The following is a 20,737-nucleotide window of genomic DNA, read 5'->3' as shown; positions in this document are numbered from 1 at the left end:
GAACCTAAATTGGTATTAACCGATGTGCGTTACGCCGCCCATGTATGGTTGAAGTACTGTTGGGATAGCAATACGGCCATCTGCTTCTTGGTTGTTCTCAAGAATAGCAACCATAGTACGACCAACAGCAAGACCAGAACCGTTAAGTGTGTGTACAAGTTCAGGTTTCTTCTCGCCTTTACGACGGAAACGAGCTTGCATACGACGCGCTTGGAAATCCCACATGTTTGAACAAGAAGAAATTTCACGGTATGTCTCTTGTGCTGGAACCCAGACTTCTAAGTCGTAAGTTTTCGCAGAACCGAAGCCCATGTCACCCGTACATAGAATCACTTTACGGTAAGGAAGCTCTAGAAGTTGAAGTACTTTCTCAGCGTGACCTGTTAGCTCTTCAAGCGCTGCCATTGAGTCTTCTGGCTTAGTAATTTGTACTAATTCAACTTTGTCGAATTGGTGCATACGGATAAGACCACGAGTGTCACGACCGTAAGAACCCGCTTCAGAACGGAAACATGGAGTGTGAGCTGTCATCTTAAGTGGCAGTTCAGCTTCATCAGTAATCGTGTAACGAACCATGTTCGTTACCGGTACTTCCGCAGTAGGGATAAGCGATAGTGTCTTAAGAGGTACATCACTTACTTGCTCAGTTAGCGGGCTTGTGTGGAACAAGTCTTCGCCGAACTTAGGAAGTTGACCAGTACCGTATAGGCTATCGTGATTCACTAGGTACGGTACGTACATTTCTGTGTAGCCGTGCTCATCAGTGTGAAGGTCCAGCATGAACTGAGCAATAGCACGGTGTAGACGCGCGAATTTGCCTTTCATCACGATGAAACGAGAACCAGAGATTTTAACTGCGCTAGCAAAATCAAGACCGCCAGACATTTCACCAAGATCCACGTGATCTTTCACTTCGAAGTCGTAAGTCTTAGGTTGACCCCAACGAGAAACTTCTACGTTGTCGTCTTCATCTTTACCATCTGGCACTTCTGCGTCAGGTAGGTTAGGAATCGACATTGTGATCGTTTCTAGCTCAGATTGAAGCTCAGCCAATGTTACTTTAGCTTGGTCTAGTTCTGCGCCTAAGTTGCCTACTTCTGCAAGGATACGCTCAGCTTCTTCATGGTCGCCTTTTGCTTTCGCTTGACCAATGGACTTCGATCGAGAGTTACGTAACGCTTGTAGCTCTTCAGTTTTCATCTGAAGGGACTTACGTTTTTCTTCAAGTTCACGAATTGTCTCTACATCAAGGGTGAAGCCTCGACGTGCTAATTTTGCCGCTGTTTCATCCAGCTCAGCTCGAAGTAATTTAGAATCCAGCATTGCTAATCCTATGCTTTAGTTATTTGAATATTCAGTAGATTGCTACTGAATCACTGCTAAACCCCTAAAACTGGTGCTATTTCGACCAATTTGTAACGATTTAATTGAATTTTTATGACTAGGTAACGATATCCAAAAAAGACTACTTTTCATAGCGTTTTTGTGGGCTTTTTGCGTCCAAATCCGCCAGATAATCTAGCTTCTCGCCAATTTTGGTCTCTAAGCCTCGTTTTGTTGGGAAATAGTATTGTGTTTCGCCCATTTCAGGCGGCAAATACTTTTCTCCAGCGGCGTAGGCACCTGGTTCATCATGAGCATAACGGTATTCTTGCCCGTAGCCCATGTCCTTCATCAAAGTTGTGGGTGCATTACGTAAATGATGAGGGACTTCATATTCAGGAAGGTTGTGAGCATCCGTTAAGGCTTGCTTCCAAGCCGTGTAAACAGCGTTACTCTTTGGCGCACACGCTAGATAGACAACCGCCTGCGCAATCGCACGCTCCCCTTCTGCTGGGCCAATACGCGTGAAGCAATCCCAAGCCGACATTGCGACCTGCATTGCTCTTGGATCAGCATTACCAATATCTTCAGAAGCAATCGCCAGCAAGCGTCTTACTATATACAAAGGGTCACAACCCGCTGCAATCATTCGCGCCGACCAATACAACGCAGCATCGGGATTAGAGCCTCGAATCGACTTATGAACGGCGGAGATTAGGTCGTACCAAATATCACCCTTGTTATCGAAACGAGCAACCTTCTCACCAGCCACCTCAGCTAACAACTGCAATGTTATCGCTTTCTCGCCTTTGTCGTTGTCTTCCGCCATGTCATACAGCAGCTCTAGATAGTTGAGCGACATACGTGCATCACCGTTGACCAGCTCCGCAAGACGATCTAATACGTTATCAGCAAAATCAGCCGACACATCACCCAAGCCACGCTGTTTATCTTCAATGGCTTGGCGAATGACGAGGGAGATATCCTCAGTATTAAGCGAAGTCAGTTTGTAGACACGCGCACGTGATAACAAAGCGTTGTTTAACTCAAAAGAAGGGTTTTCTGTGGTCGCGCCGATAAACGTAACCGTGCCATCTTCGATATGAGGTAAGAACGCATCTTGCTGACTTTTATTAAAGCGATGGACTTCGTCCACAAATAGAATCGTTCTACGCCCTGCTTGCTTGTTCTCACGCGCTTTTTCAATGGCGATACGAATGTCTTTTACACCCGAAGTCACTGCTGACACGCGCTCGACTTCTGCATTGGCGTAATTAGCTGCCACTTCTGCCAGCGTGGTTTTACCGGTGCCCGGAGGCCCCCATAAAATCATGGAGTGGATATGGCCCGCCTCCAACGCTCTGCGAAGGGGTTTACCTGGACCTAATATATGCTGCTGACCAATATACTGTTCAACAGTTTCAGGTCTCATACGAGCAGCAAGGGGACGAAAATCTTCGTCCCCTGCAAAATCTAAGCTGTAATTACTCAATTGCAATCTCTTGATTCGTTGATGGCATCAATACCTATCGACTTACTACCAAACGATCTGCCAGTTTGGATCAGTTTCTTTGGTCGTCGACCTCGACACCTTCCGGCGCCACAAAAGTAAAGCGGTCAGCAGCAGGTTTACCTAAGTCAACATTGTTAAAGGTAAACTCACCTTTTTGGCCGTCTTGTTCAATCACATTAAAGCCCTGAACAATGCCTTTCTCGGTGATGTTAATCTGGAAATCGCCCTGATTAGAGTCCACAGCCGTTGGCGTTAGCGTAAATTGGTTACCCGTTTGCGCGACGTTGTAGTTGTCCCAATCGCTTTCTTGGTTACGAGTCAGCAATACAAATGGCGTTTGCGATGTGGCTTGTTCTTGCCAGTAAATGCTCACTTGTTCAATGAACGGACTGTAGTACCACAAGCTTTGACCATCAGAGACCAATAGGTTTTCATCAGGGAAAGTCGTTTCCCAACGGAACAAGCTAGGGCGTGCAATCTCTACTGTGCCCTCGCCTTCCATCACAACATCACCGTCAGGGCTGGTGACAACTTGTTTAAAGTCAGCGCTAAAACCTGCATTCAGAGACAAGCGGCTACTCAACTCTTCTTTCGGAGAAGCAAATACTGAGAAGCTCATAAATAAAAGTGCGAATACTTTTTTCATCAATAATCCTGTTAGAACATAAGTCGGTTATGTTTTGGTTTTGACCGACTGAATAGTTATGAGTTCCTATTGGAACTAATCTTTTGGTGGCGCGGGCGCCAAGACTTCTCGGTTACCGTTATGTCCTGGAGCACTGACAATACCTTGAGCTTCTAATTGCTCAACAATTCGTGCGGCACGGTTGTAGCCGATCTTAAATCGACGTTGCACACCAGAAACTGAACCACGACGTGAATGGACAACGTGTTCGACAACTTGATCAAACAGAGGATCGACTTCTTCATCGCCTTCCATTTTCTCACCTGGTAACAGTGTTTCTGGGGTTTGGTCGCCGTTAGTAATCTCTTCAATATAGTTTGGCTTACCGCGTGCTTTCCAGTTATTCACGACCGCATGTACATCATCATCAGATGCAAATGCGCCGTGTACACGAGTTGTGTGGCTTGAACCCGGTGGCAAGTACAACATATCACCCATACCCAATAATGATTCTGCACCACCTTGGTCAAGAATCGTTCGAGAGTCCGTTTTGGTTGATACAGTAAAGGCTACACGTGTCGGGATATTGGCTTTAATAAGACCCGTAATAACATCCACTGACGGGCGCTGAGTCGCTAGGATCAAGTGAACACCCGCCGCACGTGCTTTTTGTGCCAAACGAGCAATCAATTCTTCAACTTTCTTACCCACTACCATGATTAAATCGGCGAATTCATCGACGACAACTACGATGTAAGGCAGTTTTTCCAATAATGGTGCTTCAGGGTCCATGCTGTCGCCCGGTTTCCACAGAGGATCATGAATTGGGTGACCCGCTTCCGCAGCCATCTTCAATTTGTCGTTGTAGCCTTTAATGTTACGAACACCGAGTGCCGACATCAGTTTATAACGACGTTCCATTTCGCCAACACACCAACGAAGGGCGTTAGACGCATCTTTCATGTCGGTAACGACTTCAGACAATAGATGTGGAATACCTTCATAGATAGACAATTCCAACATTTTCGGGTCAATCATGATGAAACGAACGTCTTCAGGCGATGCCTTGTAAAGCATACTCAAGATCATCACGTTCACACCCACCGACTTACCAGAACCGGTGGTACCTGCAACCAGTACGTGTGGCATCTTCGATAAATCAGCAATAACCGCTTCACCTGCAATATCTTGTCCTAGAACAACGGTCGTTGGTGACGTCGCTTCTTGGAACTGAGGGCTACCTACCACATCGGAGAAGAATACGGTTTGACGGCTCATATTCGGCAATTCCAAACCAACATAAGGTTTACCCGGTATTACCTCTACGACACGTACTGCCAATGCAGAAAGTGAACGCGCTAAGTCCATAGAAAGACCAGAAATACGGCTCACTTTCACGCCAGGAGCCAGATCGAGTTCGAATCGAGTGATGACAGGGCCAGGGAAGATATCAACCACATCTGCCTTTATCTTGTAGTCCGCTAGCTTCGATTCTACAAGACGAGCAATCGCCTCTAGTGCATCGCGGTCAATAAAGGTTTCACGTTTTTCAGGGTGGAACAACAGCTCAAGTGTTGGCAATGGCTCGGCAGGTTTGGGCAAATTCACATCTTGCTGTACCAAGAACGGGTTTTGTGTCGCCGCCATATTCGCTTGCGCTTCAGATACCAGATTTTGGAATGCTGCTACATCTTGGTCTTGGTGCACAGACTCATCTTCCGTGACCTCTTCCCATGGAAGCTCAACAGCCTGCTCTTGAGCTTGTTCGTTAGTTTGCTCAAACTCAGCATTACCTTGTTGGGCAGAGAAAGGCTCTTGTTGCTCAGTATTAACATCTTCAATCGATACAGGTTGGAACACTGAAGCTTGTTCATCTTGCTCTTCCGCCATATCAAACGGAGATGCTTGCACAGAAGAATCGTCTTCGATTGTTTCTTCTGTTTCATCCACTGGCGAAGCATATAAAGATTCAGGCTGAACGTCTTCTGCACCGAGTTCACCCTCGACTTCAGAGGAACTATCCGTTGCTGTTTCAGCACTATCAAAGTCACTATGAGTTGGACTAACTTCCGCTTGTTCGTTTTGCATGTATTGTTGATACGCAACCTGAGATTCATGTGCGTCAACTTGCTCTTGAGCCGCTAGATCATCTTCATACATTGCTGCATTTTCTAGCTGCTCTATCGTTGCATTCAACTGCTTCGAGCGCTCAACACCCTCTTCCAAAGGCTCTTCTGGCTGTTGGTAAGTAGGAACTGCCGAGATCGACTGTTCTGGCTCAATTATAGCTTGAGGCTGAACCTGAGGTTGTTCATGAACAGAAGCATCTTGCTTAACGGCCGCTTCTATTGGCATATGAATATTATAATGGCGCTTCGGTGTTGCTGTATTGTCCAACGACTCTTCAGTCTTATCTGAAGACTCATTGGTCGCTGAGAAGCTCATCGCAGGATCTAGTAGATCATGCTCTTTTGATTCTTTGTTATCTTCTAAAGCAGGAACATCACGGTAACTCGGCTCTTGATGACGTTCTTCGATTAAATCGCGGTCTGCCGATTCTGTTAACTGAGGTTCAAGCAGCTCTTGATCTTGGCCGCGCGCCTTATTAACGGCTGACGTAAAGAATTTGATTGCACACTCGCCTAACCATTCAACAATACTTAACCAAGAAATGCCCGTTAATAGGGTAAAGCCAGCTCCCCATAAGAAAAGAAGAACCAACGTACTGCCCAGAACGTTCAGCGTTGGAAGCGCAAGACTTGTTAATACATCACCGACTACACCGCCAGATGAAAAGTACCAAATATCATCGAAGTTGATATCCGCTAAACCACAGCTAGTAAGAATAAGGACAGTCAGTCCAAGTAAACGAGTACCCCACAGCATGAAATCGATCTGCTCATCTTCATTACGTTTACGGAATAATACCCACGCAGCAACCGTCACCAAGATAGGTAAAGGATAAGCTAAAGAACCAAACACAAAGAAAAGCGTATCCGCCAACCATGCACCTACGTAGCCTCCTGCATTTTGAATATCACCACCCCAAGCCGTTTGCGACCATGATGGGTCAGCAGGGCTAAAAGTTAATAACGCAACGGCAAGTAGAATAGAGAAGAGAACACCTAGAATTAGGCTGCACTCTTTTAGACGTTGAGAACCACTTAAACGAGGAGACTGAGGCTCTTCACTCGTTTTAATGATTGTTTCTACTTTATTACTGCTCTGCTTGAACATAAACCAACTTAATAATTAAACGGGATAAAAACATCTCGAGCGGCAATAGCCGCTCGTTTCAATGAAACTACTGTTGATTTAACCATATCAAACAGAAAAACCCAATTCCAGAAAGCAAGAAAGCGGAACAAATGTCCGCTTTCTTTCATTTCACCAATTGTGATTAACGAGTTTTAATCACAAGTTGATTGGTTTGTTTCACTTCTTCCATTACAACGTAAGTTCGAGTGTCGTTTACGCCTGGTAGACGAAGTAACGTATCACCCAGTAGCTTACGGTAAGCACCCATATCAGATACACGTGTTTTTAGAAGATAGTCAAAATCACCCGACACTAAATGACACTCTTGGATGTCATCCAGTTTCTGCACAGCGGTGTTGAATTGTTCGAACACATCTGGCGCACCACGGTTCAACGTAATTTCAACAAACACTAAAAGTGAAGCATCAAGGTACTGTGGGTTCAGCAATGCTGTGTACCCAGTAATGTAACCTTGACGCTCTAAACGACGAACACGCTCAAGACATGGAGTTGGAGAAAGTCCTACTCGTTTTGAGAGTTCAACGTTTGAGATACGACCGTCTTTTTGCAACTCATTAAGAATGTTGCGGTCAATACGATCTAGTTCCTTGGACGGCTTCTTATAATTGTCTGCCATTTTTTATTCCACCTTATTACTTCCTTGCAAAAAAATATACTACAACTTTTTAATATTCAGTATCAAATTTTACTTAAACATATCTATACTAGATATTAATTCGACAGAATTACCCTACACATAGATAAAACAACCAAAATAAAATGAGGAGTCAGGATGATCATTGGCGTACCTAAGGAAATCAAGAACCACGAATACCGCGTTGGTATGACCCCAGCTAGCGTGAGAGAACTAATCTCACACGGCCACCAAGTTTTTGTAGAAACCAATGCCGGTAATGGTATCGGTTTTTCAGACGATGATTACATCGCTGTAGGCGCATCCATTCTTCCTACTGCTGCTGACGTTTTCGCGAAAGCAGAAATGATTGTAAAGGTTAAAGAACCTCAAGCTGTCGAGCGAGCTATGCTTCGCGAAGGGCAAATATTATTTACCTATTTACACCTTGCACCAGATTTTCCACAAACGGAAGAGCTAATCAAGAGCAAAGCTGTCTGCGTAGCCTATGAGACTGTAACAGATAATATGGGTCGCTTGCCACTATTAGCACCAATGTCTGAAGTCGCTGGTCGCATGTCTATTCAAGCAGGTGCACAAACACTAGAGAAATCTAACGGTGGTTGTGGTCTTCTTCTTGGCGGCGTTCCAGGTGTTGAGCCAGCAAAAGTTGTTGTTGTTGGCGGCGGTGTTGTTGGTGCTAACGCAGCACGTATGGCTGTTGGCCTTCGTGCAGACGTAACCATTCTTGATCGCAACGTAGATACGCTTCGTCGTCTTGATGAAGAATTCCAAGGTCGCGCAAAAGTGGTTTATTCTACTGAAGACGCTATTGAGAAGCATGTTCTAGAAGCAGACCTAGTGATTGGTGCAGTACTAATCCCAGGCGCAGCCGCTCCTAAACTTGTTACAAAAGATCACATCGCTAAGATGAAGCCAGGTTCAGCAGTTGTTGACGTTGCAATCGACCAAGGTGGTTGTTTCGAAACTTCACACGCGACAACTCATGCCGATCCAACTTACATCGTTGATGACGTAGTTCACTACTGTGTTGCTAACATGCCAGGTGCCGTTGCTCGTACTTCTACTTACGCACTAAACAATGCAACACTTCCTTACATTGTTAAGCTAGCGAACAAAGGTTACCGCGAAGCACTTCTATCTGATGAAGGTTTCCTAGAAGGTCTAAACGTAATCCACGGTAAAGTGACTTGTAAAGAAGTTGCAGAAAGCTTTGACCTAGAATACGTAGCGCCTGCAGAAGCAATCGCGATGTTTAACTAATGATGTAATGGCTAACTGAACGCAATAACCTTCTCGTTGAAGCGTTCAGTTAATTCAGACACATTAAACAAAAAGCCAGTACGACATTATGTCGCGCTGGCTTTTTTGTATTTATCATTTTTTTGTATTTATAACTTTATTTTGCATTCATGATGCTAGATCGTCAAAACACGTACCAGTGCTGTTTACCGCTAGCGCTCGATCTTAACCCCATGAATCAATAGGTTTCTTGGCGTTACACTACGTTCGCAGAACTCTTCAATCGAAGCTTGATAACCCTGTTCTTGCAGATAAATGGCACGATCCAAGGCCAACCATACCTCTAAAGGTCTTCTAAAGACTTGTTGAACTAAACTCAGCTTTTCCATTTCCCAGAAAAGCGCTTCGCCTTGAATTAAATAAGAGTCAAAATCAATATCTGAACCCAGCGATATATCTTTCACTTCAGATGCCCAGCAACAAAATGATTCAAAGCCTGCGGATAGCTCCGATTTCTTGATGCTTGGTACAGGAATGTACTCGTCGACACCAAGCTCACCCTTAAGTAGTTGGCTAAAGCCTAATCGGTAACTCATTTCTAACTGACGGTGTCTTTTTACTCTTTCACCACCAGTGACAGTTTCTTGAAGCGGGATTCTTAAGTCGCTCTTGCTCAACGTTAATGCTGAGCTTTTCGCAACGGATGACATCGCTTGGTAGCTTTCATCGCGAATAAGGTGGTAGCAACATGGAGAAATGGTGACTGCAGGAAGCCCATGTGAAACAGATTTTTTCACTAATTCGACATGAAGGTCACCACAAGCATGAAGAGCAACAGCATGTTGGTTTGAGTTAAACACCCGATCTGCATCTTTTGAAAACGCGTCACCTTGAACAAAGTCCATCTCTAGTTTCTGGTCATCTGCAATCTTTTGCCCGCTTTCACACAGTGACTGTTGCCACTCAAAGCTAGTGACCTTTTGATCTGATTGCTGAGATAAGATTCGACCGAGAAAGCCTTTGCCAGAACACCATTCAAGCCACTCTTTACCATGATGCTCTTTTAATGAAGCCTCTCCCATCGCGACAATTTGTTGCAGCTTTCTGCCGGGGATACCATCGGCAGTACCGCGCGGAAGATCAAGCCCAACTAAAGCCGAATTATCAAACTGGATGTGTTGATTGGCATTCCCTAACTCTGGGAGAAAACGCATAAGTTCCGAAATCAGAACTTGAGGCTGTTCTTTTAGCGTTTGAATGCGTTCAATACTCAAACCATCTAACCAATCGACAAGTGGAAGGTTCACGTCTGTCCATGGCTGATCGTGAGTTTGGCATAGGTGAAAAGGCTCTGAACGCCAGTAAATCTGGTGCTCTAGCAAAAATGAATCGAGTATTTTGAATCGTGAATGCATGCTTCCCCCTATGGTGCGATGATTGTAGGGGTAAGAGGCCTAAATGGAAAGGAAGGTTACAAATTGAGGTTGTATAAAGACAACCTACCAGCAATAAAACCACAAATGAGCTTAAATGAAAACGGCCTGTAAACAGGCCGAATTGAGAATCTAGGTAAGACTATGACCCTTAGCGAACGGGTAAGTCGATGTCTTTAAACATCTCTTCGATCTCTTCATTCGATTTCAAAGAAATAGCTTGCTCAACTACTGGGCGAGTTAAGTGCGGTGCAAAACGCTCCATGAAATCGAACATGTAAGAACGTAAGAAAGTACCCTTTCTAAAGCCAATACTTGTGGTACTCGCACCAAACAAGTGGCTCGCGTCAATAGCAACCAAGTCTGTATCTTGCTCGTGGTCAATCGCCATGCTTGCAATTACACCCACCCCGATTCCCATCCGAACATAAGTTTTAATCACATCAGCATCCGTCGCGGTAAACACAACACGCGGTGTTAAGCCTACTTTGTTAAATGCTGTATCCAGCTCGGAACGGCCAGTAAAACCAAATACATAAGTCACGAGAGAATAAGCGGCAAGATCTTCAATCGAGATATTTCGTTTCTGTGCAAGAGGGTGATCTTTCGTTACCACGATCGAACGGTTCCAATGATAACAAGGCAGCATAATTGCATCTTGATAAAGGTGTAGCGCTTCCGTTGCAATCGCAAAGTTCGCTGTACCCTTAGCTACCGCTTCTGACATCTGGCTTGGCGTGCCTTGATGCATGTGAAGCGACACTTTTGGATAACGCGCCGTGAAACCTTTAATCACATCAGGGAGTGCATAACGAGCTTGAGTATGAGTGGTTGAAATATTCAATGTGCCCATCTCAGGATGAGTGTGCTCACCCGCAACCGCTTTAATACTCTCAACACGAGCCAAAATCTCTTGAGAGATACGAATAATATCCTCACCGGCTTGTGTAACCTGAGTTAAATGCTTACCGCTACGCTCAAATATTTGAATGCCTAGCTCGTCTTCAAGTAATCTAACCTGTTTACTTATGCCGGGCTGAGATGTGTACAAACTCTCTGCTGTCGCTGAAACATTTAGGTTATGGTTTAGAACCTCAACAATGTACTTCAGTTGCTGTAACTTCATATCTAACCTCGTAATCCTTTACTCATTTCTGCGCTAACTTATTTGCAAATAGAGCGTTATAGTCTCGTGTAATATAATTAATAGTTATAACGCTTCGAGAACTAAAATGACAGAAATATCGAGCTTTTAAAGCGTAACAAATAAAAATATCACTGACGCTTTGTAAGCCACTCCTCATTCTCACACATTAGTTAGTAAATTTTGATTGCCGATTGCGCTCAACAAGAGATAATCAAAAATTGTAATTTACAAGTGCCTATACACAATGGAATCGTGTATCCTCTCTAGTTAGCTATAGAAAACAATAAGCAGACACAAATATATGAATATTGGTTTAATAATCGCCTTGGTAGCCGTGCTTTTGGTGTTGGTTTTAGGCTACAACATCATGCTTCAATACAAAGTTAAGGTAGAAACAACGAAGAAACAGGAAGCTTCTCGTTATCTAACCATTATAGATGGAACAGAAGAGTTAATTGGCAATGCTCACCACATGCCGTTTAGCCAAGATCTTCTTATATGCTTAAACAATCGAATTCTTGATGCATTAGTTAATATGTATGAACTCGATCCTAAAAATAAGCAGCTTGCCCAACGCATCGAAAGCGTAAAGCAACAAATCACGCAGCTTAAAGAGAACCACCAAGGGGGCGAAAGCACCGCTTTTCGCATGCCTAGTAGTGACAAACAAGCAATCATGATGCTTAAGCTAGTTAAACGCTTGCGTGACACGGTTCGTAACGAGCACAATAAAGGACGTTTTAATACTCAAGCTTTTGTGGTTGAAAACGCTCGCTTAGAAACAATCCAAATTCGCATCAACATCGAGAATGTTATCAAACGTGCAAATGACTCGATATCTCGTGGACAGCCTGGCACAGCGATTCAACTGTTGCGCAAAGGCATCGATGCATTAGCCACTAAAAACGACGCATACTCCAATCAAGCGAAAGACAAACTACAACAGATGCTTGACGATCTTGATCAGAAGCGCCTAAATAAAAACGCAGAAGATTTACAGCAGATGGAATCGAAAGAGCGTGAAGATGACATGGATGCTCTATTCGGTCAGAAGAAAAAATGGTAACGCTCTAACTCAACACTTAAAGGCCGCTCTATTTAAATTAGCGGCCTTTTTTGTACCTGTGGAATTTCCTTTCTCCGTATAGGGGGATCTCTTAAGCTGTGATAAAATCCCGCATTATCAACAAACTTGCCCTTACCATGTATCAAGAATTATTAGCCCCTATACACTCTTTTCTTAAAGCTGAAACGCCAGATTCATGGATAGATGAAGCCAAGAAGCCTGAAAACCTTCATATCATTCTACGCGATCACATGCTTTGTGAACTTAAAGCAGCTCAAAGTGCTTTGTTCCTTATCCGTAAATATGCGGTAGATAAAGAAAGCGCGAAGCAACTGAATGAGTGGATTTTGCCCTACGAGCAATTTGCTTACCGTCGTATTGGAGACTTGGAGTCTCTACGTGGTAAAAGTAATGTATCAAAGCAAATTACAGCGAAAGAAGGCTGTAATTACGGTGCTGACTTGATCGATAAAATGGTATTGCTGATCAAAGAAGAGCTGCATCACTTCTACCAAGTGATGGAATTGATGGTAAAAAAAGGCGTGACTTATCAACCGATCGAGGCGGGCCGCTACGCTAAAGGTTTAATCAAGCAAGTTAAAACTTACGAACCTGATGCTCTGGTTGATAAGCTTATTATTGGTGCATTTATTGAAGCTCGCTCTTGTGAACGCTTTGCTAAACTGGCTCCTTTCTTAGAAGAAGACATGGAAAAGTTTTACGTATCTCTACTTCGTTCAGAAGCTCGTCACTATCAAGACTATCTTGAACTCGCAGAACAAATCGCCGGTAAAGATATCTCTGAGCGTATTGCTCATTTTGCGCAAGTTGAAGCAGAACTTATCACTTCAGAAGACAGCGACTTTAAGTTTCATAGTGGCGCTCCGGTTTAAGCCGTTTAGAACAAGTCTACTCCAGACCAATTCTGTATTTAGTACACCTATAAGAAGGCCAGCAAATTGCTGGCCTTCTTTATTGGAATTACGACTTAATGATAAGCTTAAGCTAGCGTGCCGTTGATTTCAGCAAGTACTGATGCAGGGTCTGCTGCTTGAGTAATTGGACGACCGATAACAAGATAGTCAGAACCTGACTCAATCGCCTTAGAAGGCGTCATGATACGCTTCTGGTCACCAACATCAGCTCCTACAGGACGAATACCTGGAGTTACTAGTTTGAACTCCTGACCAAGTGCACCTTTGAGCAAAGAAGCCTCTTGTGCAGAACATACAACACCGTCTAGGCCTGAGTTTTTAGTCAAAGACGCTAAGCGCATCACTTGTTGCTGTGGCTCTAGATCCAGACCGATACCCGCTAAGTCAGATTGCTCCATACTGGTTAGTACCGTCACACCGATTAACAATGGACGATCTTTACCATATGGTTCCAAAATTTCACGAGAAGCCGTCATCATACGCTCGCCACCACTCGCGTGCACGTTCACCATCCACACGCCCATCTCAGCGGCAGCACGTACCGCCTTTGAACATGTGTTCGGGATATCGTGGAACTTAAGGTCCAAAAACACAGAGAAACCACGTTTATGTAATTCACGAACAAATTCAGGGCCAAACAGAGTAAACATCTCTTTGCCAACTTTTAGGCGGCAAGATGCTGGGTCAATACGATCGACAAAGGCTAACGCATCCGCTTGGTTATCATAATCCAATGCTACAATGATTTTTTGGTCGTTCATTTCATCTCCTAACGCAGTTAACTTTCTACAAAATATTTATACCAATCAGGCCATAAATAACAGTCATAAAAATGCAGCCCGAAAGCTGCAATTAATAATTTGGTCTTAAAATGACCACAAATCTATTCACCATCAAGCCCACGAATAGGCTTGATCGTTCCCCACCCCTTACATGAAGGGCAGTGCCAATACATTGAGTGAGTTGAGAAACCACACTGACGGCATCGGTAATGAGGCTTAACCTTGAGTTGTTCACCAACCATAGATTGAAGCGTTGTTAAGCTGTCTTTGGCTCTACCTTCTTCCGCTTCCTCTAGGTGATAATCAATTAATCGATAAAAACCTTTCATGGTTGGGTTTTTAACAAGCTGCTTTGTCAGTAGCTCTTGAGCAGAGCCAACATCTTCATGGTCGGCAACGAGTTGAGCCAGCATCAACTCAGCGGAAACACCGGCTTTCTTCTGAATACACGCTTTAAGGAACTCGACCAACTGCGCTTCTTGTCCAAGTTTGTGGTAACACTCAGCAAGCGTTGGCAGGACTTCACTAATGAAGTCGATATCTTGCTCGAGAACTGACTCTAAATAAGTAATTGTCTTGTGATAATCTTCATTGGCTAAATAGAATTTTCCTAAAGCAATACTGGCTCGAACACATTTAGGGTCTTCTGAAAGGGCCTTCTTGAAGTGCTGAAGCGCTTTAGGGCGGTTGCCGTCGGCTTGTTCTTGCATCGCAAGCTCACACCAGAAGTGTGCAACCATCGCACGCGTCTTCATTTTCTTCTTGCTCAGCTTAACTAAGATATTCCCGTAATGAATCGCTTTATTCCACTCACGCGTTTGCTGATAAATGGCAACCAACTGCTGTAAAGCGCCTTCTTTATGATCAGGCTCTTCTACAAGCTGTTCAAAAATTTTCTCTGCGCGATCAAGAAAGCCTGAGACCGTATAGTCTTTAGCTAATTGTTGCAATGCGAGGTTTTTTTGATCGAGAGTAAGCCCAGACCGAGAGATAAGATTTTGGTGAATACGAATAGCGCGGTCGACTTCGCCTCTTGAGCGGAACAAGTTGCCCAAAGCCAAGTGAGTATCGATGGTTTCATTGTCTACTTGAAGTAACTCAATGAAGTGATCAACCGCTTTGTCAGATTGGTCTGACAGTAATAGGTTCAAACCCGTCACGTATTGGCGGGAGATCTGGTGTGATTGCTTTTGTTTTTCTTGCTGAGCATTACGATTACCCATATACCAACCATAAGCGGCTGCGATGGGCAAAAGTAAGAACAGTAACTCTAACATCAAATATGGCCTTTAAGCTTTAGTTTCAGCAGCGACCTGCTTTGATTGCTTATTGAGTTGCTTCTTCAAGCGATGAATTTTTAGTTGAGATCGCATGTGCATATTTCCAAAGACTAACCAAGCAAGAGCAAAACCTGAAACGAATACAACACCTAGCAAGCTTGACAGGTGGAAGTCACCTTGCGCTAGCAAATAATTGAAATTCACAATTGTTTGGTTTTGAGAGCCTAAAGCCAGTGCCATTAGGAAAAGTGCGATAACAGCGACTATTTTTATAATTTTCATAGTTCATCACTCATTGATTAGTTAGCTGTACGATTATGCAGGAAAATTACTAATCAGACCACCATATTATGGTCATAAAAAAGCGGCATACATTATAGTATGCCGCTTTTCTTAATTCCGATAAGTAGCCTACAACCCTGAGTTTACTCGTTCGCGTAGCTCTTTACCTGGTTTGAAGTGAGGAACGTATTTACCTTCCAACTCAACCTTGTCACCAGTTTTAGGATTACGTCCAACACGAGGTTCACGGTAATGCAGAGAAAAGCTGCCAAAGCCGCGAATTTCGATTCGATCACCACTTTCTAGTGTTGAAGCCATGTGCTCTAAAATGTCTTTTACAGCGTCTTCAATTTCTTTTGCAGAAAGATGCGTTTGCTCAGCGCACAGTCTTTCAATCAATTCAGACTTAGTCATAGTTACCCTCGTTGGTTTTCTTTTTAGAAATTATAGACCTATAGGAAAAATAAGCAAAAAAAAAGGAGCCTTACGGCTCCTTTCTTGGCTAGATAGCTATAATTCTCTTAATGAGAAGCTATTATTCGCCTTTAGCAGCTTTGAATGCGTCTGCCATTGCGTTACCGAACGCGCCTTCATCAGACTTGTTCAGTGAAGCCATTGCTTCTTGCTCATCAGCTTCATCTTTAGCTTTGATAGATAGGTTGATTACGCGGTTCTTACGGTCTACACCAGTGAACTTCGCTTCAACGCTGTCGCCAACGCTTAGGATTAGAGATGCATCTTCGATACGGTCACGAGAAACTTCAGAAGCACGTAGGTAGCCTTCAACGCCTTCGATTAGCTCGATAGTAGCGCCTTTAGCGTCAACTGCAGTTACAGTACCGTTTACAAGAACACCTTTCTTGTTGTCAGCAACGTATGCGTTGAACGGGTCGTTTTCCATTTGCTTAACGCCAAGAGAAATACGCTCACGCTCTGCATCTACTGCTAGAACAACAGCAGAGATTTCGTCGCCTTTCTTGTATTCACGTACAGCTTCTTCGCCGGCAGCGTTCCAAGAAATGTCAGATAGGTGTACAAGACCGTCGATACCGCCTTCTAGACCGATGAAGATACCAAAGTCAGTGATAGACTTGATCTTACCAGTAACTTTGTCGCCCTTAGCTTGCATTTCTGCAAATGACTGCCATGGGTTAGCTTTACACTGTTTCAGACCTAGAGAGATACGACGACGTTCTTCGTCGATATCAAGAACCATAACCTCAACTTCGTCGCCAACATTAACAACTTTAGAAGGGTGGATGTTCTTGTTAGTCCAATCCATTTCAGAAACGTGTACTAGACCTTCAACGCCTTCTTCGATTTCAACGAAGCAGCCGTAGTCAGTTAGGTTTGTAACACGACCAGAAAGCTTGTGACCTTCTGGGTAACGCTTAGCGATTGCTACCCATGGATCTTCGCCTAGTTGCTTAAGACCTAGTGAAACACGAGTGCGCTCACGATCGAACTTAAGAACTTTAACTAGGATTTCGTCACCAACGTTAACGATCTCTGATGGGTGCTTAACGCGCTTCCAAGCCATATCTGTGATATGTAGAAGACCGTCAACACCGCCAAGATCAACGAATGCACCGTAGTCAGTAAGGTTCTTAACGATACCTTTAACTTCAGTACCTTCTTGTAGAGTTTCAAGAAGTTCGTCACGCTCAACACTGTTTTCAGATTCGATAACAGCACGACGAGAAACAACAACGTTGTTACGCTTCTGGTCTAGCTTGATTACTTTGAACTCTAGCTCTTTGTTTTCTAGGTGAGCAGTGTCACGGATAGGACGTACGTCTACTAGAGAACCTGGAAGGAAAGCACGGATACCGTTAAGTTCAACAGTGAAACCGCCTTTAACTTTACCGTTGATGATACCAACAACAGTTTCAGCTTCTTCACAAGCTTTCTCAAGTACGATCCAAGCTTCGTGACGCTTAGCTTTCTCACGAGAAAGTTGAGTTTCACCGAAACCATCTTCAACAGCGTCTAGAGCTACGTCTACTTCAGCACCAACTTCAACTTCAAGTTCGCCAGCAGCGTTCTTGAATTGTTCAGCAGGGATAGCAGATTCAGACTTAAGACCAGCGTCTACAAGAACGTAACCGTTCTCGATAGCTACTACAGTACCTTTAACGATGCTGCCTTGTTGGAATTCAGTTTCAGATAGAAACTCTTCAAAGAGTTGAGCAAAAGATTCAGTCATTATTTAATCTTCAATAATTAAACGTCCATGGGTATCCTACCGCATGGGGTTGATAAATTCGCCGGTCATCATCCTTGCGACCAACGTTCGTACTAGCTCGGCGAAATTACCCAGCCAGTTTCGATTCAATATAGTGTAGTGCTTTTTCGACTACCTGCTCAATATTCATTGAGGTGGAATCAAGCACTAGAGCATCCTCTGCAGGGCGAAGTGGCGCCACTGGGCGATTACGATCTCGATCGTCTCGCTCTTGGATCTCGCTCAAAAGGTCGTCAAATTTAACATCTAACCCCTTCTGTTGCAACTGTTTAAGGCGACGACTCGCGCGCTCTTCAGCACTTGCATCTAAAAATATTTTCGCTTCAGCTTCAACAAATACAACGGTTCCCATGTCACGACCGTCTGCAACTAAACCAGGAGCTGCGCTAAAAGCACGTTGACGACGTAACAGTGCTTCACGAACGCGAGGTAAAGCAGCGACTTTTGAAGCCGCCATGCCCGTCTCTTCTTTACGAAGTTCACCAGACACATCTTCGCCTTCTAAGATAACCTTCACTAGCTCACCTTCAGCGATAAACTGAACATCTAAGTGAGTTGCAAGCGGTACTAAAGCATCTTCTGATTCAGTATCCACGCCATGGTGAATTGCCGCTAAAGCCAATACGCGATAGATCGCGCCTGAGTCTAGAAGATGAAAGCCTAGCTTATCTGCTAGTAACATACACAGGGTACCTTTACCTGCACCACTTGGTCCATCAACCGTAATCACTGGGCTTTGAGAAGGCATCTTTTACTCCACGTTTTGTCGTAAGTTTTATTCTGTACTAGCGATTCGCCACTACTTTATAGGCGGCATATTATAGAGAAAATTTGCAAGTCGAGCGAGGTAAATCTCAGATAATTCCGGGGTGATGCTACAGAAACCCATGCAACCAACTCAATATCCGTTAACTTAGATAAATAAGGCTGTCATCCGCTTCTCTTTAGGCATAAAAAAGCCTCGCGATAAGCAAGGCTCATGATTTTGCATTTTTGTAGAGCAAAGAAGTAGTCGCTAAAAGACGCTTAGCCAATAATAGCTCGAACCGCTTCTAGGTCTTCTGGCGTATCAACACCAGCTGCAGGTGCTTCTGCCGCAACGTCTACATGGATTTTTTCACCGTACCAGAGTACACGTAGCTGCTCTAGGCACTCAATACGCTCAAGGGTACTTGGTTCCCAATTGATATAGGTATTAATAAAACCCGCACGGTAAGCGTAAATGCCAATGTGACGAAGCAGTGGAGATTCAGCAGCTGTACCATTGTTCGCGTAAGCATCACGATCCCAAGGAATAGTAGCTCGGCTAAAGTACAGGGCATACCCATCTTTGTCGGTCACAACTTTTACGGCGTTAGGATTAAACACTTCGTCAGCATGAGTAATTTCCACACCGAGTGTTGCCATCGGCGCTGTACTGTTCGCAAGGTTATTCGCAACCTGATTAATGATCGCAGGTGGAATCAGTGGCTCATCACCTTGAACATTCACGATAATATGATCATCTGGAATCTTCATAACTTCAATCACTTCAGCGAGGCGCTCAGTGCCTGATTCATGATTCGGTGATGTCATACAAACGGTCGCGCCAAATGCTTTGGCCGCTTTTTCAACTCGAGCGTCGTCGGTAGCGATAATAACGTTATCGGCACCCGCCTTCATTGACTGTTCGTATACCCATTGAATCATCGGCTTTCCACCAATGTCAGCCAGTGGCTTCCCTGGTAAACGGCTCGATTGGTATCTCGCAGGTATAACAACCGTATAAGACATTACTTACCCTCATCCATTGAAACGGTGCGAGCTTCAGGTTCCAAAAGAACAGGAATACCCTCTTTAATTGGGTAAGCAAGGCGATCAATTTTACAAACAAGCTCTTGCTTATCCTTGTCAAAAGTTAGTTTACCTTTACATACAGGGCAAGCAACGATCTCAAGTAGACGGTGATCCATAGTATTCCATAACCTCTTTTATTCTTTTTAAAATTTGCTGTTGCGAATCTTCATCAAACTGCGCAGAAACTGGAAGATACCACCAGTTATCTTGCGCATATTCTTCGCATTTTACAGCGTCTTTTTCTGTCATAATCATATTCATACCTTTTTTTGCCAAGGCATGAAGTTCATCTTTATCAAAATCTTGATGGTCAGCGAAGCCCTGCGTGTAAACCACGTCACCATCAAGGTTTTCCAATGTTTTGAAAAAGCGTGGTGGGTGACCGATACCAGCAAAAGCCACCAGCTTCTGTAATTCTGCCACAGACCTTTTCTGACCCGTCTTCAGGTTAACCGCTTGGCTTGGAAGCAAAGACATCGAGAACTCTCGCCCGTGCGCTTTACCGCCATTATTAACCAAAAAGTCTACGTCATCTAAACGAGATATAGGCTCTCTTAATGGGCCCAAAGGAATTAGGCACTCACTACCAAAGCGTCTCGCACCGTCGATAACAGCAAATTCAATATCGCGTTCAAGTGCATAATGCTGAAGGCCGTCGTCAGTGATGATGACATTAACCCCTTCGCTCAGCAAAGCCTTTACTGCGTTTGCGCGCACAGGGTCAACCGCTACAGGCGCACCAGTTCGCTTACGAATCAAACGAGGCTCATCACCAGAGTGCTCTGCTGGCGTGTTTTCATCCAACACTAACGGATAGTTTGGTGCTTTCGCCCCATAACCTCGAGAAACAACACCTGGCTTAAAGCCGTGAGCCTGAAGCATCTCTACCAACCAAATCACAACCGGTGTTTTGCCATTGCCGCCAGCGGTAATATTACCAACAACAATCACGGGTAAAGGCGGGCGATAGGTCTCTTTTTTCCCCGATAGATAAGCATCACGACGTTGACCGCTGATCATTTTGAACAGCAGACTCAATGGCCACAATAGCGGCCAGAGAAAGTATTTTAATGGGTGATTGTTAAACCAAATTTTTTCGATCACAACAAGACCTA

General features: G+C 44.2%; 19 protein-coding genes. 3 read left to right on the top strand and 16 right to left on the bottom strand.

The features are described 5' to 3' along the window. Nucleotides 1–15: 15 nt before the first annotated feature. The 5 genes from serS to lrp form a co-directional block, all read right to left on the bottom strand. Nucleotides 16–1,323 (bottom strand): serine--tRNA ligase, encoded by a 1,308-nt coding sequence (serS, locus tag ACED25_RS08045; protein ID WP_371695040.1) that lies wholly within the window; start codon nt 1,321–1,323, stop codon nt 16–18. 142 nt (nt 1,324–1,465) lie between these two features. After that, on the bottom strand, nt 1,466–2,821 hold the full coding sequence (locus ACED25_RS08040; protein ID WP_017098146.1) for a replication-associated recombination protein A: 1,356 nt from the start codon (nt 2,819–2,821) through the stop codon (nt 1,466–1,468). Nucleotides 2,822–2,885: 64 nt separating this feature from the next. Then, nucleotides 2,886–3,482 carry an outer membrane lipoprotein chaperone LolA gene (gene lolA / locus ACED25_RS08035; protein WP_029222615.1) on the bottom strand — a complete coding sequence of 199 codons (597 nt, stop codon included), beginning with the start codon at nt 3,480–3,482 and terminating at the stop codon, nt 2,886–2,888. Nucleotides 3,483–3,557: 75 nt separating this feature from the next. Next, nucleotides 3,558–6,698: a DNA translocase FtsK 4TM domain-containing protein gene (locus tag ACED25_RS08030; protein ID WP_371695039.1), complete on the bottom strand. Its 3,141-nt coding sequence runs from the start codon at nt 6,696–6,698 to the stop codon at nt 3,558–3,560. A 163-nt stretch (nt 6,699–6,861) separates the two neighbouring features. Continuing rightward, nucleotides 6,862–7,356 carry a leucine-responsive transcriptional regulator Lrp gene (gene lrp, locus ACED25_RS08025; protein WP_004734558.1) on the bottom strand — a complete coding sequence of 165 codons (495 nt, stop codon included), beginning with the start codon at nt 7,354–7,356 and terminating at the stop codon, nt 6,862–6,864. A 156-nt stretch (nt 7,357–7,512) separates the two neighbouring features. Between lrp and ald the strand changes: the two genes are divergently transcribed. Further along, nucleotides 7,513–8,637: an alanine dehydrogenase gene (gene ald, locus ACED25_RS08020; protein WP_012604392.1), complete on the top strand. Its 1,125-nt coding sequence runs from the start codon at nt 7,513–7,515 to the stop codon at nt 8,635–8,637. 191 nt (nt 8,638–8,828) lie between these two features. On the opposite strand, the gene ACED25_RS08015 is transcribed toward ald, so the two are convergent. Next, nucleotides 8,829–10,031: a methyltransferase gene (locus ACED25_RS08015; protein WP_122046369.1), complete on the bottom strand. Its 1,203-nt coding sequence runs from the start codon at nt 10,029–10,031 to the stop codon at nt 8,829–8,831. 169 nt (nt 10,032–10,200) lie between these two features. After that, nucleotides 10,201–11,175: an HTH-type transcriptional regulator CysB gene (gene cysB / locus ACED25_RS08010; RefSeq protein ID WP_009848858.1), complete on the bottom strand. Its 975-nt coding sequence runs from the start codon at nt 11,173–11,175 to the stop codon at nt 10,201–10,203. 322 nt (nt 11,176–11,497) lie between these two features. Between cysB and ACED25_RS08005 the strand changes: the two genes are divergently transcribed. Both ACED25_RS08005 and ACED25_RS08000 read left to right on the top strand, forming a co-directional pair. Next, on the top strand, nt 11,498–12,262 hold the full coding sequence (locus ACED25_RS08005; RefSeq protein WP_009848859.1) for a hypothetical protein: 765 nt from the start codon (nt 11,498–11,500) through the stop codon (nt 12,260–12,262). A gap of 98 nt (nt 12,263–12,360) precedes the next feature. Further along, nucleotides 12,361–13,155 (top strand): tRNA-(ms[2]io[6]A)-hydroxylase, encoded by a 795-nt coding sequence (locus ACED25_RS08000; protein ID WP_012604394.1) that lies wholly within the window; start codon nt 12,361–12,363, stop codon nt 13,153–13,155. A 107-nt stretch (nt 13,156–13,262) separates the two neighbouring features. On the opposite strand, the gene pyrF is transcribed toward ACED25_RS08000, so the two are convergent. The 9 genes from pyrF to lpxK all read right to left on the bottom strand — a co-directional run bounded on the left by pyrF (nt 13,263) and on the right by lpxK (nt 20,726). Beyond that, nucleotides 13,263–13,958, bottom strand: coding sequence for an orotidine-5'-phosphate decarboxylase (gene pyrF, locus ACED25_RS07995; protein ID WP_009848861.1), 696 nt, complete (start codon nt 13,956–13,958; stop codon nt 13,263–13,265). Between the two features lie 122 nt (nt 13,959–14,080). Continuing rightward, a complete protein-coding gene (lapB, locus tag ACED25_RS07990; RefSeq protein ID WP_009848862.1) occupies nt 14,081–15,256 on the bottom strand; it encodes a lipopolysaccharide assembly protein LapB in 1,176 nt (391 codons plus the stop codon). A gap of 12 nt (nt 15,257–15,268) precedes the next feature. Next, nucleotides 15,269–15,541, bottom strand: coding sequence for a LapA family protein (locus ACED25_RS07985; RefSeq protein WP_012604397.1), 273 nt, complete (start codon nt 15,539–15,541; stop codon nt 15,269–15,271). A 129-nt stretch (nt 15,542–15,670) separates the two neighbouring features. Next, entirely contained in the window at nt 15,671–15,955 is a 285-nt protein-coding gene (gene ihfB / locus ACED25_RS07980) for an integration host factor subunit beta (protein WP_010439923.1), read from the bottom strand. Nucleotides 15,956–16,076: 121 nt separating this feature from the next. Further along, complete coding sequence (rpsA, locus tag ACED25_RS07975; RefSeq protein ID WP_012604398.1) at nt 16,077–17,747, bottom strand: 30S ribosomal protein S1; 1,671 nt, start codon at nt 17,745–17,747, stop codon at nt 16,077–16,079. A gap of 106 nt (nt 17,748–17,853) precedes the next feature. Continuing rightward, nucleotides 17,854–18,534 (bottom strand): (d)CMP kinase, encoded by a 681-nt coding sequence (gene cmk / locus ACED25_RS07970; protein ID WP_009847140.1) that lies wholly within the window; start codon nt 18,532–18,534, stop codon nt 17,854–17,856. Between the two features lie 278 nt (nt 18,535–18,812). Further along, nucleotides 18,813–19,559, bottom strand: coding sequence for a 3-deoxy-manno-octulosonate cytidylyltransferase (gene kdsB / locus ACED25_RS07965; protein WP_009847141.1), 747 nt, complete (start codon nt 19,557–19,559; stop codon nt 18,813–18,815). Beyond that, on the bottom strand, nt 19,559–19,738 hold the full coding sequence (locus ACED25_RS07960; RefSeq protein ID WP_004736429.1) for a Trm112 family protein: 180 nt from the start codon (nt 19,736–19,738) through the stop codon (nt 19,559–19,561). The genes kdsB and ACED25_RS07960 overlap by 1 nt, the downstream gene beginning before the upstream one ends. Then, complete coding sequence (lpxK, locus tag ACED25_RS07955; RefSeq protein ID WP_017101615.1) at nt 19,719–20,726, bottom strand: tetraacyldisaccharide 4'-kinase; 1,008 nt, start codon at nt 20,724–20,726, stop codon at nt 19,719–19,721. The genes ACED25_RS07960 and lpxK overlap by 20 nt, the downstream gene beginning before the upstream one ends. Between the last annotated feature and the right edge of the window lie 11 nt (nt 20,727–20,737).

It is taken from the genome of Vibrio sp. 1F263 (assembly GCF_041439035.1).
GTDB classification, from domain to species: Bacteria; Pseudomonadota; Gammaproteobacteria; order Enterobacterales; family Vibrionaceae; genus Vibrio; species Vibrio tasmaniensis_A.
Note: the sequence above shows the minus strand (reverse complement) of the source record. Positions and strands in the feature narration are given on the sequence as shown.

Coding starts and splice junctions, on each gene's coding strand:
- serS (WP_371695040.1), bottom strand. CDS start 1,323: ATGCTGGATTCTAAATTACTTCGAGCTGAGCTGGATGAAACAGCGGCA.
- lolA (WP_029222615.1), bottom strand. CDS start 3,482: ATGAAAAAAGTATTCGCACTTTTATTTATGAGCTTCTCAGTATTTGCT.
- ACED25_RS08030 (WP_371695039.1), bottom strand. CDS start 6,698: ATGTTCAAGCAGAGCAGTAATAAAGTAGAAACAATCATTAAAACGAGT.
- lrp (WP_004734558.1), bottom strand. CDS start 7,356: ATGGCAGACAATTATAAGAAGCCGTCCAAGGAACTAGATCGTATTGAC.
- ald (WP_012604392.1), top strand. CDS start 7,513: ATGATCATTGGCGTACCTAAGGAAATCAAGAACCACGAATACCGCGTT.
- ACED25_RS08015 (WP_122046369.1), bottom strand. CDS start 10,031: ATGCATTCACGATTCAAAATACTCGATTCATTTTTGCTAGAGCACCAG.
- cysB (WP_009848858.1), bottom strand. CDS start 11,175: ATGAAGTTACAGCAACTGAAGTACATTGTTGAGGTTCTAAACCATAAC.
- ACED25_RS08005 (WP_009848859.1), top strand. CDS start 11,498: ATGAATATTGGTTTAATAATCGCCTTGGTAGCCGTGCTTTTGGTGTTG.
- pyrF (WP_009848861.1), bottom strand. CDS start 13,958: ATGAACGACCAAAAAATCATTGTAGCATTGGATTATGATAACCAAGCG.
- lapB (WP_009848862.1), bottom strand. CDS start 15,256: ATGTTAGAGTTACTGTTCTTACTTTTGCCCATCGCAGCCGCTTATGGT.
- ACED25_RS07985 (WP_012604397.1), bottom strand. CDS start 15,541: ATGAAAATTATAAAAATAGTCGCTGTTATCGCACTTTTCCTAATGGCA.
- ihfB (WP_010439923.1), bottom strand. CDS start 15,955: ATGACTAAGTCTGAATTGATTGAAAGACTGTGCGCTGAGCAAACGCAT.
- rpsA (WP_012604398.1), bottom strand. CDS start 17,747: ATGACTGAATCTTTTGCTCAACTCTTTGAAGAGTTTCTATCTGAAACT.
- cmk (WP_009847140.1), bottom strand. CDS start 18,534: ATGCCTTCTCAAAGCCCAGTGATTACGGTTGATGGACCAAGTGGTGCA.
- kdsB (WP_009847141.1), bottom strand. CDS start 19,559: ATGTCTTATACGGTTGTTATACCTGCGAGATACCAATCGAGCCGTTTA.
- ACED25_RS07960 (WP_004736429.1), bottom strand. CDS start 19,738: ATGGATCACCGTCTACTTGAGATCGTTGCTTGCCCTGTATGTAAAGGT.